The 16,504-nt window shown below is 48.6% G+C and carries 16 protein-coding genes; 11 read left to right on the forward strand and 5 right to left on the reverse strand.

The genetic code is table 11. The annotated features are described in order from the left end of the window. Positions 1-25: 25 nt before the first annotated feature. Together ONT18_RS03570 and ONT18_RS03575 are read left to right on the forward strand one after the other, a co-directional pair. The gene (locus ONT18_RS03570) at positions 26-2,584 is read left to right on the forward strand and encodes a hypothetical protein (protein WP_264904044.1); all 2,559 of its coding nucleotides are present in this window, start codon (positions 26-28) and stop codon (positions 2,582-2,584) included. Positions 2,585-2,608: 24 nt separating this feature from the next. Further along, entirely contained in the window at positions 2,609-3,169 is a 561-nt protein-coding gene (locus ONT18_RS03575; RefSeq protein WP_264904046.1) for a DUF5675 family protein, read from the forward strand. Positions 3,170-3,237: 68 nt separating this feature from the next. Here the strand turns inward: ONT18_RS03575 and ONT18_RS03580 are convergent, their stop codons facing one another. Genes ONT18_RS03580 through rsmG form a run of 5 tightly spaced genes read right to left on the reverse strand, consistent with a single transcriptional unit; the run spans position 3,238 to position 7,192 of the window. Continuing rightward, entirely contained in the window at positions 3,238-3,747 is a 510-nt protein-coding gene (locus ONT18_RS03580) for a hypothetical protein (RefSeq protein ID WP_119229470.1), read from the reverse strand. Positions 3,748-3,777: 30 nt separating this feature from the next. Beyond that, entirely contained in the window at positions 3,778-5,268 is a 1,491-nt protein-coding gene (locus ONT18_RS03585) for an ATP-binding cassette domain-containing protein (protein WP_264904048.1), read from the reverse strand. Between the two features lie 5 nt (positions 5,269-5,273). Further along, positions 5,274-5,849, reverse strand: coding sequence for a crossover junction endodeoxyribonuclease RuvC (gene ruvC / locus ONT18_RS03590; protein WP_006846693.1), 576 nt, complete (start codon positions 5,847-5,849; stop codon positions 5,274-5,276). Between the two features lie 35 nt (positions 5,850-5,884). Beyond that, positions 5,885-6,529, reverse strand: coding sequence for an MBL fold metallo-hydrolase (locus ONT18_RS03595; protein WP_264904049.1), 645 nt, complete (start codon positions 6,527-6,529; stop codon positions 5,885-5,887). 36 nt (positions 6,530-6,565) lie between these two features. Continuing rightward, positions 6,566-7,192: a 16S rRNA (guanine(527)-N(7))-methyltransferase RsmG gene (gene rsmG / locus ONT18_RS03600; protein ID WP_040552760.1), complete on the reverse strand. Its 627-nt coding sequence runs from the start codon at positions 7,190-7,192 to the stop codon at positions 6,566-6,568. A gap of 185 nt (positions 7,193-7,377) precedes the next feature. Between rsmG and ONT18_RS03605 the strand changes: the two genes are divergently transcribed. From ONT18_RS03605 to ONT18_RS03645, 9 genes are all read left to right on the forward strand, one after another. Beyond that, the gene (locus ONT18_RS03605) at positions 7,378-8,061 is read left to right on the forward strand and encodes an HAD family hydrolase (RefSeq protein ID WP_264904051.1); all 684 of its coding nucleotides are present in this window, start codon (positions 7,378-7,380) and stop codon (positions 8,059-8,061) included. Positions 8,062-8,098: 37 nt separating this feature from the next. After that, positions 8,099-8,917, forward strand: a complete 819-nt coding sequence (gene panB, locus ONT18_RS03610; protein WP_022120572.1) for a 3-methyl-2-oxobutanoate hydroxymethyltransferase — start codon at positions 8,099-8,101, stop codon at positions 8,915-8,917. A 68-nt stretch (positions 8,918-8,985) separates the two neighbouring features. Further along, positions 8,986-10,206 (forward strand): MFS transporter, encoded by a 1,221-nt coding sequence (locus tag ONT18_RS03615; protein ID WP_264904053.1) that lies wholly within the window; start codon positions 8,986-8,988, stop codon positions 10,204-10,206. Between the two features lie 188 nt (positions 10,207-10,394). Beyond that, positions 10,395-11,390, forward strand: a complete 996-nt coding sequence (locus ONT18_RS03620; RefSeq protein WP_264904055.1) for an AAA family ATPase — start codon at positions 10,395-10,397, stop codon at positions 11,388-11,390. Between the two features lie 97 nt (positions 11,391-11,487). Beyond that, positions 11,488-12,357, forward strand: a complete 870-nt coding sequence (locus tag ONT18_RS03625; RefSeq protein ID WP_006846686.1) for a DUF58 domain-containing protein — start codon at positions 11,488-11,490, stop codon at positions 12,355-12,357. A 28-nt stretch (positions 12,358-12,385) separates the two neighbouring features. Beyond that, positions 12,386-13,462 (forward strand): BatD family protein, encoded by a 1,077-nt coding sequence (locus ONT18_RS03630; protein WP_264904058.1) that lies wholly within the window; start codon positions 12,386-12,388, stop codon positions 13,460-13,462. A gap of 86 nt (positions 13,463-13,548) precedes the next feature. Further along, the gene (locus tag ONT18_RS03635; RefSeq protein ID WP_006846684.1) at positions 13,549-14,547 is read left to right on the forward strand and encodes a vWA domain-containing protein; all 999 of its coding nucleotides are present in this window, start codon (positions 13,549-13,551) and stop codon (positions 14,545-14,547) included. Between the two features lie 147 nt (positions 14,548-14,694). Continuing rightward, the gene (locus ONT18_RS03640; protein ID WP_264904060.1) at positions 14,695-15,732 is read left to right on the forward strand and encodes a vWA domain-containing protein; all 1,038 of its coding nucleotides are present in this window, start codon (positions 14,695-14,697) and stop codon (positions 15,730-15,732) included. Between the two features lie 30 nt (positions 15,733-15,762). Next, a complete protein-coding gene (locus ONT18_RS03645) occupies positions 15,763-16,500 on the forward strand; it encodes a tetratricopeptide repeat protein (RefSeq protein ID WP_118152850.1) in 738 nt (245 codons plus the stop codon). Positions 16,501-16,504 lie beyond the last annotated feature (4 nt).

The raw sequence follows: 16,504 nt of genomic DNA on the forward strand, positions 1-16,504 counted from the left end.
CACTCAACATTCAACATTCAAAAAAATGGAACATATTATAGCATATAATCCGTACAAGAATGGCAATAAGGGGAGCGTAAGCTCCCAGCCACTCTCGGTCTACGACAAGACCATCGCTTATCCCTGGATGGCAGACCTGGTAGCTGCCATCCGTGGGGGTAACGATGAACTGAAGAAGCAGTTGCCTTTCCGCTGCGCTCACTACTACCAGTTCCGAGACAACAGGCGCTCGCAGAAAAATGCCGTGCCCGAAAGCTTCCTCTTCCAGACCACCATCGATGTGGACGACAAGGAATATGTGGATAAGGCGATAGAGAAGGCACGAGAGCTGAACTGCGACGATACCATCTGGAACGGAGCCCTGCTGCACCTGGAGTACTCAGCCCGCAAGAAGTTGCACATCGACATCCGCATGCCCATCGGTATGACTATCGAGGAGACACAGCGAGCCTATTGCGAGGCGCTGGGCGTGCCCTACGACGAGAGCTGTATCACGCCAGAACGCATGCTCTTCATCACCGACAAGGCGTCGGAAATCTATCGCTCGCCCCACTGGTACGAGGTGCTGCCACAGGAAGAACTGAAAAAGCGCAGACAAGCCTACATGGACCGTGGGCTCACCATTGACGGAAGACAGCAACAGGGCACTCAGCCCCAACCATTCAACATTCAACACTCAACATTCAACACTCAACAAAATGTTCAAGACCATCGACTTCCGGGCTCTGACAGCCATCACGCTGTTTCTTCTGGCTCTGCTATTCAGCCTGCCCAACCTTGTGATAGCAATGCTGCTCATGCTGCTCATCTCAGCCCTGCTGGAGCTCATCAGGATGCTGGCACTGTGGCAACCGGCAAGAACCTAGCAGCCTTCGACCTCTTCCGCAATGCGGCTGGACTGAAGGATGTAGACATCAACACTCCAGGCTCCCGTCACTCATCGCTCCTGGCGATTATGAGCGCAGGCGCATCGAGAGTGATGCCCGAAGACGAACTGAAGGCGGTGGTGGCGCAGAAGATGCCTGCCTTCTCGCAGGAGCGTGACTGCCAGCAGCTCATCCACGACTTCTATGCGAAATATGGTGACAGTTCGAAGCCGATGTCGCAAGCCGTGATCCGCATCAATGCCCAGGCAGAGAAGTCCTCCCAGAAGGAAGCCGTGACATTCAAATCCGCAAGTTCCGTGGGTTCCGAGGGCGGCACGGATTCCAATGCGGAAGATGATAAATTAGCTCCACCTCCGATGCCCGAACATCTTCCCAAACTCGTGGAGCTGCTGTTATCGAAGACACCGGACGTATACAAGCCAGCCGTGGCACACGCCATCTTCCCGCCACTTGCTACACACCTCTGTAAGACCACCTTCAAGTATATCGACAATGTGGAGCACGAGGCTACCCTGATGTGCTGTCTGCTGGCGGGTACGGGCGCAGGCAAGAACTGTGTGCAGATGCCTATCAACATGATTATGGAGGACATCAGACAGCGCGACCGTGAGAACCTGCAACGGGAGAAGGAATGGAAAGAAGAGGTGACACGCAAGGGCGCCAACAAGGATAAGCGCAAGCGCCCGGAAAACCTCATCATACAGGAGATAGACGCCGATATGACCAATCCGGCATTCGTCATGCGCACGGCTGAGGCTCAGGAACATTTTCTCTATACATCGCTTAATGAGATAGACCAGTTCGACGCCCTCAAGGGGCAGGGCAACCAGCAGTTCAAGATCATGTGCCTTGCCTTTGATCCGGGCAACCAATACGGTCAGACTCGCGTGGGCACATCGAGTATCACCGAGCGCATCACCATCCGGTTCAACTGGAATGCATCGACCACCGTCCAGCTGGGGCAGCGATATTTCTCCAAGGTGCTCACCGACGGACCTATCAGCCGCATCAACTTCTGTACCATCCCGGAGCGGGAAATCGGTGCCGAAATGCCAGTATACGGCGAATACGACGATGCCTTCAGAGAGGCGCTCAGACCGTACATAGAGAATCTGTGCAAGGCGTCGGGCAGGATAGACTGCACTGAGGCTTCTGTCCTGGCAGAAAAGTTGAAGGATGAGAACGCCGACTTTTCGCGCATGTCGCAAAACAGGGTGTTCGAGAATCTCTCCTTCCGTGGCAACGTAATTGCCTTTCTCAAGGCTTGCGTGCTATACGTGGCAAACGGCTGCAAATGGGAACCCGAAATAGAAGAGTTCATCAGATGGAGCGAGAGCTACGACCTGTGGTGCAAGATGATTTTCTTTGGTGCAAGCATAGCCAAGGCTAATGAGGTAGGAGAGAAATCGAGCAAGCGAGGACCTGCCAACCTGCTGCAGCAATTGCCTGACACCTTCACCTACACGCAGGCTGAAATGGTACGTCTGCATAACGACTTCGGCAAGAAGGGTACGGCGACGATGCTGAGAAACTGGGTGAACCGTCATTATATCGAGAAAATTCCTCCGAAGGGAGTAAATGCCGACGGAGCTGACGGAAAGCAGGGCGGAAAGGTGTTCAGTATTCAGTTATTCAGTTTTAAGAAGCTATTATTCCGTTCTGACGGACTCGACCTGAGATGTTTCAACGCAAAATAGTTTAACACTTAACATTCAAACAAAATGGAAATAGTATTAAAGCGTATAGCTAAAAAGGGAACTTATACCATCGGCAGGCTCTATCTGCTGACCGATGCAAGTGTAAGTCGTAACTCGCTGCCGGGCAAGAAGAAAGACGACAAGTGCAAATTGATTCATACCTTTGACAGCCAGCTGTTGTCCAAAGATACATATCTCTGCGATACCATGGAGCCTACATGGCGCAATCTGCTGGGTATCAAGCTAAAGCCAGAGGAAGTGGATGCCCGCTATAGCCGCAAGAGCGGCGTGAAGGCTCGTAAGGTACCTGGTCATACTGCCATTCCTGAGGGTACTTATCCTGTGGTCATATCGTATTCTCCAAGATTCAAGCGTTGGTTGCCATTGCTGGTGGGTGTGCCGAATTTCGAGGGCATCCGCATCCATGCAGGCAATTATCCTGACGATACACAAGGCTGCATCCTTGTTGGAGAGAACAAGTTCGAGGGCATGGTGGTGAACTCCCGCATCTGGCTGCAGCGGCTCATCAACGCCATGACAGCGGCGCGCGACCGAGACGAAAGTATCTGGATAACCATCCTATAGACAAACAGCATCCCTGCATAAGGGATGCTGCTAATCTGTTTTTATATATTTTCTGACTGAAAACGTTCTTAAAGCTTTGACCAGTCGATGCTGCGGATAAATGCCAAGGTTGAAACCCAATCGCAGTCGAGGCAGAATGGAGTAGGAACATCCGGGGTGTTGTAATAAGCCAGGGTAAACTCTGTATCTGCATCCTTAAATGCCTTGTGGTCGATGGTTGCCTGCTTGAAAAACTGGGTTACGAGCGGCTTGTTCTTGTTTGAAGCCTCCTTCAGTCGCCTCTGATAGAGCGTAATATAAACGCTCATGGCGTAGGCCTGCTCGTTGAGATAGCGAACCTTGATGTTCAAGGTGTCCTTGCTCAGATTCTTGTCGAGCATTACATACGGTGGCAGAATCTTGCTGCGCATGTAGGTCATTGCGTCAAACTTGAAGAGGGCTGTACGGCGCTCGTCCATGCTCTTCGTGGTGTCGTTGATGATTGCATCAGAAGTGCGGAGCACCTCGTTTAATACATCCTGGGCGCTTGCCTTAGCTATGCTGAGGGTGAGCGCAAATAATAATATTATGTATCTCATCTTTCTGAAATTATTAATTATCAATTTTTTTTAATCGTTGGTGTGGCGCAAGAGGAAGATGCTGTGGTCGATGCACGCTGGCAATTCTTCCTTATAATGCGTTACCATGATCATGGTTTTGTTCTGGCGGCGACAGAAGGCTTCGATGACGTCTTTTACAAGACGGCGGTTGCGGTTGTCGAGTCCGTGGAGCGGTTCATCGAGAATCAGCAGTTCCGGATCCTTGACAAAGGCTCGTGCCAGGAGAACGAGGCGCTGTTCGCCGCTGGAGAGCTTCAGGAAACCACGGTCTTCAAGACCTTCCAGTCCGAAGACTTTCATCCAGAAGCGGCACTTGTCCATATCTTCTTCCTTCGGCTTTACATAGAGACCTACGGAATCCATCAGGCCGCTTGCTACGATGCGGATGGCTGGCAGGTCGCGCTGGTAAGAGCGGTGAAGCTCAGGCGATACGTAGCCGATGTGTTTCTTGATGTCCCAGATGCTTTCGCCGCTGCCTCGAGGATTGTCGAAGAGGGTGATGTCGCAGGCATAACTCTGCGGATTATCGGCACAGACCAGACTGAGGAGCGTACTCTTTCCGGCTCCGTTCTGTCCGCTCAAAGCCCATCGCTCGCCGTTCATCACGGTCCAGTCGAGGTCCTTGAGGATGATTCGCTCGCCATACTGTATGCGTACCTTGTTCATCTTCACCACTTCCTGGGTGTGATATTCGCGGTCGCTGTAAGGCTGGTCTACGATGGCCTGTACCATCTCCGGGCTCAGCACATGGGCAGGCACGGATTCTCTGCCGGCAAGATATTCGGCGAGGGTTACCTTAGGCTGAACCTTCATATCCTTCACTTCTACCACGTGGGTGATGAAATCGGGAATATCATCGCTCTTGCTCAGTACGAGGATAATCTGCAGGGCTCGTTCTGAAGAGAGGGTCTTGAGCAGTTCCTTGAGCTGGTCACGGGTTTCAGCATCGAGTCCGATAAACGGATTGTCCATGATGAGCACGCGAGGCTCTGAGAAGAGGGTAGAGGCAAGTTTGAACTTGCGGAGCTCGCCACTTGAGAGCAGGATGGTGTATTTGTCCATCAGGTGCTGCATGTGGAAGAGTTTGTAGATGTGCTGCTGCAGGGCTCTGCGCTCCGGAGTGTCTTCACCGGCCATCTGGTAGGCTTCTTCCAACTTGTCCTTTACGACAGGCGTGTTCTCGTCTATCTCGAGCTGGTTCCAGCGCTGCTGCAGGAAATAAGTGCGGTCGTTATCGCCTCCGTAGCTGTCGCGGAAGGTAATATACTTGATGTTGTCGCTCACCATTGTTTTCTGACTAGGTGAGAAATCGTAATCAGGGTCGTGCATCAGGAGTGGGTGGCGACCTACGATGATGTCGACAAACATTGATTTTCCTCCACCGTTCGGACCTACGATAGCGATGTGCTCACCATCGCACGCCTCGAAGTTTACGGGTTCTGCCATACGCCAGTCGGGCATACGGGTAACACCATTTTTAATGCTAATAATCTTTTGCATCTCTCTTATTTTTTTATTCTACTCTGATTCTTTGTTGCAAAGTCTTTCCAGCTGCTGTAGTGCTTGGCGTCGGTCTCCGGGCGGTTCATCTGCAGAAAGTGGCAGTAGGCTGCCCCCAGCGCATCGGTAGCGTCCATGAACTTCGGCATTTCATCTTGCTGAATATGGAGCAGTCGCTGCAGCATTCCTGCCACCTGTTCCTTCGAAGCCTGTCCCTGTCCCGTAATGGCCATCTTGATTTTGAGCGGCGCATATTCGTGGATAGGAACGCTGTGATGAATGGCGGCTGCGATGGCTACTCCCTGCGCTCTGCCCAGTTTGAGCATCGACTGCACGTTCTTGCCGAAGAAGGGGGCTTCGATGGCCATCTCATCGGGCAGATAGCTGTCGATGATGCCGGTTACGCGGTCGAAGATCTTGCCCAGCCGGAGATAGGGATCGCTCTCTTTGCGCATGTCGATAACGCCCATCACCACCAGTTCTGCCTTGTTGCCGATGATGCGGATTACGCCATAGCCCATCACGTTGGTTCCGGGGTCAATGCCGAGTATAATCTTCTCTGTATTCGATTTCTTGATCATCGCTGATAAATCTCCTGACTTTTAAAAATGCTGTTTTAACGGTCCATATAAGGATTGTGAGCAAGCTCTTCGCCTATGCTGGTGTATTCGCCATGACCCGGGAGAACCTGGGTTTCGTCAGGCAACTGACCGAGATGGCGCAGACTGTTGATGATGCGGAACATGCTGCCTCCAGGGAAATCGGTTCTGCCGATAGAGTTGTGGAAGAGGGTGTCGCCGGTGAAGGCTACGTGCTCTGCCTCGCAATAGAAGGTGACGGAACCGCTGCTGTGGCCCGGAGTGGCGATGACCTGGAACTCGTGGTTACCGAACTTGATGACCTCTTCATCTTCGAAGAATCTGCCTATCGGCGGAAACTGGTAATCGAGTTGCATCTGATAGAAGGTTTCTGCCTGCTTGGCGAGTCCCTTCATCAGGTTTTCATCTGCTGCCGATACTTCCGGTTTCAGTCCGAACTCCTGATAGATGGTGTTGTTGCCGAAGTTATGGTCAAGATGGCCATGGGTTACGAGCAGGTGAACGGGCTTGAACTGGTTCTCCTTAATATATTGTGTAATAGCCGTGCGCTCTTCCGGATAGAAGGCGCCGCAATCGATGATGACGCATTCCTTGGTCTCATCGCTCACCACGTAGCAGTTTTCCTGCAACATGTTTACTTGAAATCTTTCTATATGTAACATTTCTTACTTTGAACTTTATGATTACTTTTCACTCTTCTAAGCCGGAACGTAAACCAGTTGCTTGTCCTGACTGAACCATTCTTCATCGAAGAAAGTGCTGAGCGGAGTGATTTCTGAAATCTTGAAGTATTGCTTCAGTTCTTCTTTCAGATTACCGCCCTTCAGACACAGAAGTCCGTTAGGCAGAGCGTTTTGTCCCTTCTGCTTAAAGTTTTTCTTGATAATCTTCATCAGGTCAGGAAGCTGCATTACCGCACGGCTTACCACGAAATCGTACTTGCCTTTTTCGTCCTCTCCGCGCAGATGCTCTGCCTTGAGATTCTGCAGATTGATGGCCGTAGCCACCTCGTTGCAGACTCTGATTTTCTTGCCCGTTCCATCTATCAGCTTGAACTTGCATTCAGGGAAAAGGATGGCGAGCGGAATGCCCGGGAAACCTCCGCCGCAGCCGAAATCGAGAATCTCCGTGCCCGGACGGAAATGGATGGCTTTGGCTATTGCCAGAGAATGGAGCACGTGGTGCTCGTACAGATTATCGATGTCCTTGCGGCTGATGACATTGATCTTGCTGTTCCAGTCGCGGTATAATGCATCGAGTGCCTCGAACTGCTTTTTCTGCTCTTCCGTGAGGTTCGGGAAGTATTTCTCTATTATTTCTATCATATAATTATATGTATTCTTCTTTATTTCTACTGATTTTTCTGCAAAGGTAGTGTAAAAAATCGGAAAACACGTAATAAAAACATCAAAATCTGTCAGATTATGCTCGTATATTAAGTTTTTTGCGTAACTTTGCACCCGTTTTCAATATAATTTAAGCAAAAATAGATAAAAACAGACAAGAAAATATGATAAAAGCAGCACTCTTCGATCTGGATGGCGTGGTATTCGATACAGAATCACAGTACTCCATCTTCTGGGGAATGATAGGCAGGGAGTATCATCCGGAAATGCCCGATTTCGAATATCGCATCAAAGGACAGACTCTGGTTCAGATTTACGACAAGTATTTCACCGATGAAGCCGTCTTCGCCCACATCGAAGGTTTTACAGGCGCAAAGGAGGAACAGGCTAAGATTACAGCCCGACTGGATGAGTTTGAAAAGACCATGCAGTATGAATATATTGCAGGGTTCGAAGACTTCATCAGCGACTTGAAGGAGCATGGCGTAAAATGCGCTGTGGTAACGAGCAGCAACATTCAGAAGATGCTGAATGTTTATGAACGTCACCCGGAATTCAAGGCTTATTTCGACCGCGTGCTGACCAGCGAGGATTTCGCTGAGAGCAAGCCTCATCCTGACTGCTATCTGAAAGGTGCAGCCTATTTCGGTGTAGAACCGGAGGACTGTGTAGGGCTGGAAGACAGCTTTAACGGACTGAAGGCGGTGAGAGCCTCAGGAGCCTTTACCTTAGGTCTTGCCACAACGAACAGCAGAGAAGCCATCCAACCGCTATCCGACTATGTGATAGATGATTACAGAGGTTTCAGCTTTGCTGACTTGCAGCGCATCGTGGAGAATGCGAAATAGATTCAACGCAGAACAATAAATAAATCAAAATAAAAAAATGGGATATTTATCTACTGACAAGAAGAAAATTACCACCAAGACCTTCGCAGAAATGAAGAAGGCTGGCGAGAAAGTAACCATGCTGACAGCATACGACTTTACAACAGCCGGAATTATAGATGCTGCAGGAATTGACTCTATATTAATAGGTGATTCGGCCAGCAATGTGATGGCAGGAAATGCAGACACATTGCCGATTACCGTAGACCAGATGATTTATCACGCCCGCAGCGTGGCACGTGCCTGCCAGCATGCTTTCGTGGTTTGCGACATGCCTTTCGGCAGCTATCAGATCAGCAAGGAAGAGGCGCTTCGCAATGCTTGCCGCATGATGAAGGAAACGGGTGTAGACGCTCTGAAACTGGAAGGCGGCGTAGAAATCTGCGACACGGTTAAGGCGCTGGTTAATGCCGGAATCCCGGTTCATGGTCATCTCGGACTTACCCCGCAGAGCGTGAACAAGTTTGGCGGTTATGGCATTCGTGCCAAGGAAGAGGCTGAGGCACAGAAACTTATCAGCGACGCCATTGCGCTGGACGAAGCAGGCTGCTTTGCCATCGTGCTGGAGAAGGTTCCTGCTAAGCTCGCTGCTGAAGTAAGCAAGAAGGTAAAGGCTGTAACAATCGGAATCGGTGCAGGTAACGGCTGCGACGGACAGGTTCTGGTTTATGCTGATGCACTCGGAATGACACAGGGCTTCAAGCCTAAGTTCCTGCGCCACTTTGCTCAGGTAGGCGAGGAAATGACCAAGGGTGTGAAGGCTTATATTGATGCGGTGAAGACCGTAGATTATCCTAGCGCTGAAGAGAGTTATTAACATTAACTCTCTTTTTAGCGAAGTGTAAGAGAGTATAAATACGATAGATACATAAAAGAGTTAGAATAATGGATACACAAAATACTCCAGTACATATCAAACTGTGGCACAAGGACTTCTGGCGATTATGCTTTGCCAACCTCTTGCTGATGTCGAGTGTGTACATGCTCGTTTTTGCCATTCCTTATTTCCTGCTTCAGGAGAAGTTTCAGATGTGGCAGATAGGGTGTGTGCTTCTTGCATACGGCTTTGGACTGTTTCTGTTTGGCGGCTTCTGCTCTTATCTGGTGCAGCGCTACCGCAGGAATATGGTCTGCCAGCTTTCCATTTTAAGTGTGGTTGTTTGTCATTCGGTTCTTTACTATCTGGATACGTTCTGGAACATCCGGTTTTCTTTTGAGATTCTCTTGGCGGTCCGTTTCCTGTTGGGAGCATTTCTGGGGTTGGCTCAGATGACGCTTGCCAGTACGCTGGTTATTGATTCCTGCGAGTCGTTCCAGCGCACCGAGGCTAATTACATTACCTCTTGGTTTGCCCGTTTTTCGATAGCCGTAGGACCCTTGGTGGCATGTTTTGTTTACAACTATTTCGGCATGGGCTATGTTTTCCCTACGGCTTCGTTGCTGGCTTTGGGAGCCTTCGTGCTGGTTTCTCGCGCCAAGTTTCCTTTCAAGGCGCCTGCCGAAGGAATCAAGGTTTTCAGCCTCGACCGCTTCTATCTGCCACAGGGAACTCCGCTGTTTGTCAATATCATCCTGATTACTTTTTCTGCGGGATTATACTTTTCTGTGCCTCATTCTACTGGTAACTTTCTGATGATTTTCGGAGGGTTGGTCTTGGCGTTTCTGGCAGAAAAGTTTGTCTTTGCTGATGCAGATCTGAAGAGTCAGATAATCGTAGGTCTGATATTGTTGGCTTCTGCTGAACTGATTTCGTTCGGAAGTCAGGAGTTTGCTGTAGAAATCGTGGTTCCAACCTTGCTGGGTTTCAGCTTGGGAATCATCGGAAGCCGTTTCCTGCTCTTCTATATCAAGCTTGCCAAACATTGCCAGCGCGGCACGAGCGTGAATTCGTTCTTCCTGGCTTGGGAATTGGGATTGAGCTTGGGACTCGGTCTCGGATTCCTGTTCCATAATCTTCCGGCGAGAGCGCATTTTGACGTAGATCATCCTGTATATAATATGATTGAATCAGGGATGTTGCACTATGCGCTTTTTACAACAATCGTATCGTTGCTGGTGTACAATTTCTTGGTTCATCCTTGGTACATGAAGCATAAAAACAGATAAAATATTTGAAATCTCGTTTGTTTCATAAAAGCTATTCTTTAAAAGAACCTAAAAATAGCTTTTATGAAACATTTTTAATATTATTTAGATAGGTTTTTTCGCTTTTGTGGCTTAATTTGAGTACTTTTGCGTTTAGTTTTGGAAATATATTGTTTGAATTAAGAAATTAAACGTAAAAATATAGAATTATGGCAGAAGCTATTGATATCCGCGAATTGAATATCCGGATAGAACAACAAAGTCAGTTTGTTACCAACCTGGTAATGGGCATGAATAAGGTAATCGTAGGTCAGAAACACCTTGTAGATTGCCTTCTTATCGGTCTTCTCTCTGATGGTCATATCCTGCTTGAGGGTGTACCTGGACTGGCGAAGACACTTGCAATCAAGACATTGTCACAGCTTATCAGCTCCGACTATAGCCGCATTCAGTTTACTCCTGACCTGTTGCCTGCCGATGTGGTGGGTACTCAGATTTATTCACAGAAAGACGAGGCTTTCCATGTAAAGCGCGGTCCTGTCTTCGCCAATTTCGTTTTGGCAGATGAGATTAACCGTGCCCCAGCCAAGGTGCAGAGTGCGCTGCTCGAAGCCATGCAGGAACACCAGGTTACCATTGGTGATGAAACCTTCAAACTGCCTAGTCCGTTCCTGGTAATGGCTACACAGAACCCTATCGAGCAGGAAGGAACCTATCAGTTGCCTGAAGCTCAGGTAGACCGTTTCCTGCTGAAGGTAATCATCGATTATCCTACACTGGAAGAGGAGAAACTCATCATCCGCGAGAATATTCAGGGCGGACTTCCTGAGGTCACACCTGTAACATCAGCAGAGGAGATTCTGAAGGCTCGCAAGATTGTAAACGAGGTTTATCTCGATGAGAAGATTGAGCAGTATATTGCCGATATCGTCTTTGCTTCTCGTTATCCAGACCGCTATGGACTGGGCGAACTGAAAGACATGATTACCTTCGGCGGCAGTCCTCGTGCCAGCATCTCTCTTGCCAAGGCAGCCAGAGCCTATGCATTTATCAAGCATCGCGGCTATGTGATTCCTGAGGATGTAAGAGCTGTGGCCCACGACGTATTGCGCCATCGTATCGGCCTTTCTTACGAGGCCGAGGCAAGCAATGTGACAAGCGAGGAAATCGTAAGCCGCATCATCAATAAGGTGGAAGTGCCTTGATTCGGTAAGTGAAGAGTGAAGAACGAAGAGTGAAAAATTCGCTTGCTTCACTAATCATAAAGTTCAATGTTCAAAATTCAAAGTTCAAAGTAATAAGTTGGATACACAAGATATCTTAAAAAAGGTTCGGAAGATAGAAATCAAGACTCGCGGACTGAGTCAGAACATCTTCGCTGGTCAGTATCATTCTGCCTTCAAGGGTAGGGGAATGGCCTTTGCCGAGGTGCGCGAATATCAGTACGGCGATGATGTGAGAGACATCGACTGGAACGTGACCGCCCGCTTTCATAAACCTTATGTCAAGGTGTTTGAAGAGGAAAGGGAACTTACCGTGATGCTGCTCGTAGACGTCAGCGGGTCGCTCGATTTCGGTACGATGAAGCAGATGAAGCGCGATCTGGCTACTGAGATTGCTGCCACACTCGCCTTCAGTGCCATTCAGAACAATGACAAGATAGGTGTCATCTTCTTCTCTGACCGTATCGAGAAGTACATTCCGCCTAAGAAAGGAAGAAAGCATATTCTCTATATCATCAGAGAAATGCTCAACTTCCAGCCGCAAAGCCAGCGTACCGACATCGGCTGCGCCCTGGAATATTTCACCCGCGTGATGAAACGCCACTGCACAGCTTTCGTAATCAGCGACTTCTACGATCATAAGGATTTCCAGCATCAGCTGCAGATTGCCAACCAGAAACATGATGTAGTAGCCATCCAGGTTTACGACCCGCGTGCCAAGGTGCTGCCTGATGTAGGATTGCTCAAGGTGATGGACGCAGAAACCGGACACGAAATGTATATTGATACAAGTTCGAAGAAACTGCGAATGGCTCATACCCAGCAATGGCTGATGCAGCAGGAGAATCTGAAAACCGACTTTGCCAAAAGCAAGGTCGACTGGACTTCGATTGCCACTAACGAGGACTTCTCGAAGGCGCTCCTGATGCTTTTCAAGCAGAGGGGCTGATAAACCGAAAGCTCAAAGTAAAGAAACTATGTTTAAAGTAAAGAATATCATATTGTCGCTCGCTCTCCTGGGGTGCTCAGGCTTGGCTCAAGCCCAGCAGGTAGAGCAACGCATCGACTCGCTGCAGATACTGATAGGACAGCAGACCGTGCTGCATCTGAAGGCTTCGGTAAAGCAGGGCGATAAGGTGCAACTGCCATCTTTCAAGCCGCAGCAGCAAATTACGCCGGGAGTGGAAGTGGTAGAGCAGAGTAAAGGCGACACTTCGCACATAGGCGACGACCGCATGGTGGTGAGCCGCGACTATACGCTGACATCGTTTGATGAAAAGGTGTACGTGATTCCTGCGCTCAATGTGAAGGTAAACGGCAAGAACTTTCATGGCAACCAGCTTGCGCTGAAGGTGCTCACCGTGCCCGTAGATACGGTTCATCCCAACCAGTTCTATCCGCCCAAGGATGTTCAGGACAATCCTTTCTCCTGGAGCGAATGGAGTGCGATTTTTTGGTTGAGCCTATTGCTGTTAATCCTCTGTGGCGCATGGCTTTATCTGCGCAACAGACTGAAAAACAACAAGCCGATTATCACCCATATCCGCATCGTAAAACGTGTTCCGGCTCACGAAAAGGCGCTGAATCAAATCAACGTCATCAAGCAGCAGCACGTAGAGAATCAGGAAACACAGAAGGCTTACTACACCCAGCTTACCAATACGCTGAGAGAATATATCGTGAGCCGTTTCGGATTCAATGCGATGGAAATGACCAGTATGGAAATCATCGAACGTTTGCGCGAAGCAGGCGACCAGAAGATGATAGATGAACTGAAGGAACTCTTCCAGACTGCCGATCTCGTGAAGTTTGCCAAATATGAAACCCTGGTGAATGAGAACGACGCAAACCTGGTGAATGCCATCAACTTCATCGACCAGACCAAGACAGATGAGAAACCTACTGAAGAAAAGGTGGTTCCACAACTGACCAACGAAGAGCAGAAGACGCAATCTCAGCGCCGCCTCATCAAGTCGCTCCTCTGGATAGGAGCCATCGTAGGTCTGGCTCTGTTGGGTTACATCATTTATCAGTCAGCCATGCTGCTGATGTAAAGCAGGGTGTTCTTATGAAACGTTTCGCCGGGCAAAGCGGTTTGTTCCGAAACTCTTAGCCTGGCTATAAATAGAAAAATATAGAAATGGAATTTGCAAGTAAAGGCTATTTTCTGTTGCTTCTGTTGCTGATACCTTATATATTATGGTATTTCCTCTACAGGAAGAAGAATGCGCCAACCATGCGCATGAGCGACACGAAAAAGTATCAATATGCTCCGAAGAGCCTGCGTGTGCGTCTCATCCATCTGCCAATGGTACTGAGATGCATCTGTTTCGTGCTCATCGTCTGTGCGATGGCTCGTCCGCAGACGCATACGGCTTGGGACAACAAGACGGTAGAAGGCATTGACATTATGTTGGCAATGGACGTTTCCACCTCTATGCTTGCCGAAGATTTGAGACCAAACCGTATGGAAGCGGCTAAGGATGTGGCTACAGAATTCATCTCGGGAAGACCGAACGACAACATCGGTCTGACTATCTTTGCCGGTGAAGCCTTCACCCAGTGCCCGATGACAACCGATCATGCCAGTCTGTTGCGCCTCTTGCAGGCAACCCGAACGGATATTGCCGCCCGGGGACTGATTGACGATGGAACTGCAGTGGGAATGGGACTGGCCAATGCCGTGAGCCGCCTGAAGGATTCTAAGTCAAAATCGAAGGTTGTGATTCTTCTTACCGACGGCAGTAACAACATGGGTGAAATCTCGCCTATGACCGCAGCAGAGATTGCCAAGAGCTACGGAATCCGCGTTTACACCATCGGTGTAGGAACCAACAAGGTGGCTCCTTATCCAATGCCTGTGGCAGGAGGAGTACAGTACGTCAACATTCCGGTAGAGATAGATACGAAGACGCTGAGCGATATTGCTCAGACAACCGATGGTAACTTCTATCGCGCTACGAACAATAATGAGCTGAAGAAGATTTACAGGGACATTGATAAACTGGAGAAAACCAAGTTTAATGTCAAGCACTTTGCTAAGCGCTATGAAGCTTATCAGCCATTCGCCTTGGCAGCTCTCCTGGTATTGCTGGTAGAAATCCTACTCCGCATCACCTGGTTCAGAAGAATTCCGTAATCCGGATACTGGGCCATTACTGATTATCGGAGATATTTCGCTATCTTTCGGAGATATTCTGCTATCTTTCGGAGATATTTTACCAGTTATCGGAGATATTTTACTGATTATCGGATAATCGAATAGAAGATATAATTAGAATAGAAAATGTTAAGATTTGAAGATCCTATATTTCTCTGGCTGTTGTGGATTATACCAGTACTGATTCTCATCAGACTGATAGGATGGAGAAGAAGAAAGGCTAAACTGAAGAAGCTCGGTGATCCGGAACTTCTGAAACAGCTCATGCCCAACATCTCCAAATATCGCCCTACAGTTAAGTTTGTGCTGATGCTCGCAGCCTTGGCGCTTCTTATCGTGATGGTAGCTCGCCCGCAGATGGGCAGCAAGATTTCTCACGATAAGCGACATGGTATTGAAACCATCATCTGCCTCGATATTTCAAATTCCATGCTCTGTCAGGACGTGGTTCCATCCCGTCTGGACAAGAGTAAGATGCTTATCGAAAATCTGGTCGACAACTTTAACAACGACAAAATCGGCCTCATCGTCTTTGCAGGCGATGCGTTCGTGCAGTTGCCAATCACCACCGATTATGTCTCGGCAAAGATGTTTCTTCAGAACATTACCCCAGGTCTTATCCAGACCCAGGGAACCAATATCGGAGCAGCCATCGATTTAGCTTCCAAGAGTTTCACCCAACAGGAGAATGTGGGCAGAGCCATCATCGTTATTACCGATGGCGAAAACCATGAGCCTGGCGCACAGGAGGCTGCAGCTGCTGCCAACAAGAAAGGAATCAATGTCTTTATCCTGGGCATAGGTAACACCAAGGGAGCACCAATCCCTATGGGCGACGGCTCTTATCTGAAGGACAATGCGGGCAACACCGTAATGACCGCCCTGAATGAGCAGATGTGTAAGGAACTTGCCCAGGCAGGCAAGGGTCAGTATATTCATGTAGATAATACCAGCGATGCGGAAAGAGCATTGAATGATGATATTGCCAAATTGCAGAAAGGCGATGTGACGAGCGTGATTTACAGCGCTTATGATGAACAGTTCCAGGCTGTAGGTATTCTTGTCATCCTGTTGCTTATCATCGAAATCTGTCTGCTTGAGGTAAAGAATCCTCTGCTCAGAAACATCAAGTTTTTTAAGAAAGACATCAAGAAGCCTTTCTGATAAACGTTTATACATTATTATATAATAAGAATGAGATATTTAAGATATATATTGGTTTTTGCCCTAATGGTGCTGGGCTTGGCGAAGGTGGGAGCGCAGAACGACCGCAACTTCATCCGCCAGGGAAACCGCGCCTATCATAAACAGAAGTGGGCTGCAGCCGAAACGCAATATCGCAAGGCTATCTCCAAGAACCAGAAGAATGCGCAGGCTGTCTATAATCTGGGTTGCGCCCTGATGATGCAGCAGAAGGATTCGATGGCAATGATACAGTTTGAGAATGCTTCGAAACTGGAAACGAACAAGATGCGACGCGCCAGAAGTTACCACAACATGGGTGTGGTCATGCAGCAGCATCAGCAATATGCGCAGGCCATAGGATGTTATGAGAACGCCCTGCGCTGCAATCCGCAGGACAATGCAACCCGATATAATCTTGCCCTCTGCAAGAAACTGCTCAAAAACCAGAAGCAGAACAAGCAGAACGATAAGAACAAGAACAACAAGAATAAAAACAAGGACAAGAACAAAGACAAGCAGAATAAGGATCAGAACAAAGATCAGAATAAAGACAAGAACAAGAACGATAAAAATAAGAACAACCAGAACAAGAACAATCAGCAGAATCAGAACAATCAGGACAAGATGAGCAAAGATAATGCTGAACAACTCTTGAACGCTGCCATCCAGCAGGAGAAGGATACGAAGCGCAAGATGCAGAAAGCGATGAGTCAGCCTCGCAGAAAGCAATATGAGAAAAACTGGTAAAAAG

Origin of the sequence: Segatella copri, assembly GCF_026015295.1 — a bacterium.
Taxonomy (GTDB): Bacteria; Bacteroidota; Bacteroidia; order Bacteroidales; family Bacteroidaceae; genus Prevotella; species Prevotella copri_C.

Bases quoted from the DNA above. Each gene is read 5' to 3' on its own strand.
- ONT18_RS03570 (WP_264904044.1), top strand. From the start codon at position 26: ATGGAACATATTATAGCATATAATCCGTACAAGAATGGCAATAAGGGG.
- ONT18_RS03575 (WP_264904046.1), top strand. From the start codon at position 2,609: ATGGAAATAGTATTAAAGCGTATAGCTAAAAAGGGAACTTATACCATC.
- ONT18_RS03580 (WP_119229470.1), bottom strand. From the start codon at position 3,747: ATGAGATACATAATATTATTATTTGCGCTCACCCTCAGCATAGCTAAG.
- ONT18_RS03585 (WP_264904048.1), bottom strand. From the start codon at position 5,268: ATGCAAAAGATTATTAGCATTAAAAATGGTGTTACCCGTATGCCCGAC.
- ruvC (WP_006846693.1), bottom strand. From the start codon at position 5,849: ATGATCAAGAAATCGAATACAGAGAAGATTATACTCGGCATTGACCCC.
- ONT18_RS03595 (WP_264904049.1), bottom strand. From the start codon at position 6,529: ATGTTACATATAGAAAGATTTCAAGTAAACATGTTGCAGGAAAACTGC.
- rsmG (WP_040552760.1), bottom strand. From the start codon at position 7,192: ATGATAGAAATAATAGAGAAATACTTCCCGAACCTCACGGAAGAGCAG.
- ONT18_RS03605 (WP_264904051.1), top strand. From the start codon at position 7,378: ATGATAAAAGCAGCACTCTTCGATCTGGATGGCGTGGTATTCGATACA.
- panB (WP_022120572.1), top strand. From the start codon at position 8,099: ATGGGATATTTATCTACTGACAAGAAGAAAATTACCACCAAGACCTTC.
- ONT18_RS03615 (WP_264904053.1), top strand. From the start codon at position 8,986: ATGGATACACAAAATACTCCAGTACATATCAAACTGTGGCACAAGGAC.
- ONT18_RS03620 (WP_264904055.1), top strand. From the start codon at position 10,395: ATGGCAGAAGCTATTGATATCCGCGAATTGAATATCCGGATAGAACAA.
- ONT18_RS03630 (WP_264904058.1), top strand. From the start codon at position 12,386: ATGTTTAAAGTAAAGAATATCATATTGTCGCTCGCTCTCCTGGGGTGC.
- ONT18_RS03635 (WP_006846684.1), top strand. From the start codon at position 13,549: ATGGAATTTGCAAGTAAAGGCTATTTTCTGTTGCTTCTGTTGCTGATA.
- ONT18_RS03640 (WP_264904060.1), top strand. From the start codon at position 14,695: ATGTTAAGATTTGAAGATCCTATATTTCTCTGGCTGTTGTGGATTATA.
- ONT18_RS03645 (WP_118152850.1), top strand. From the start codon at position 15,763: ATGAGATATTTAAGATATATATTGGTTTTTGCCCTAATGGTGCTGGGC.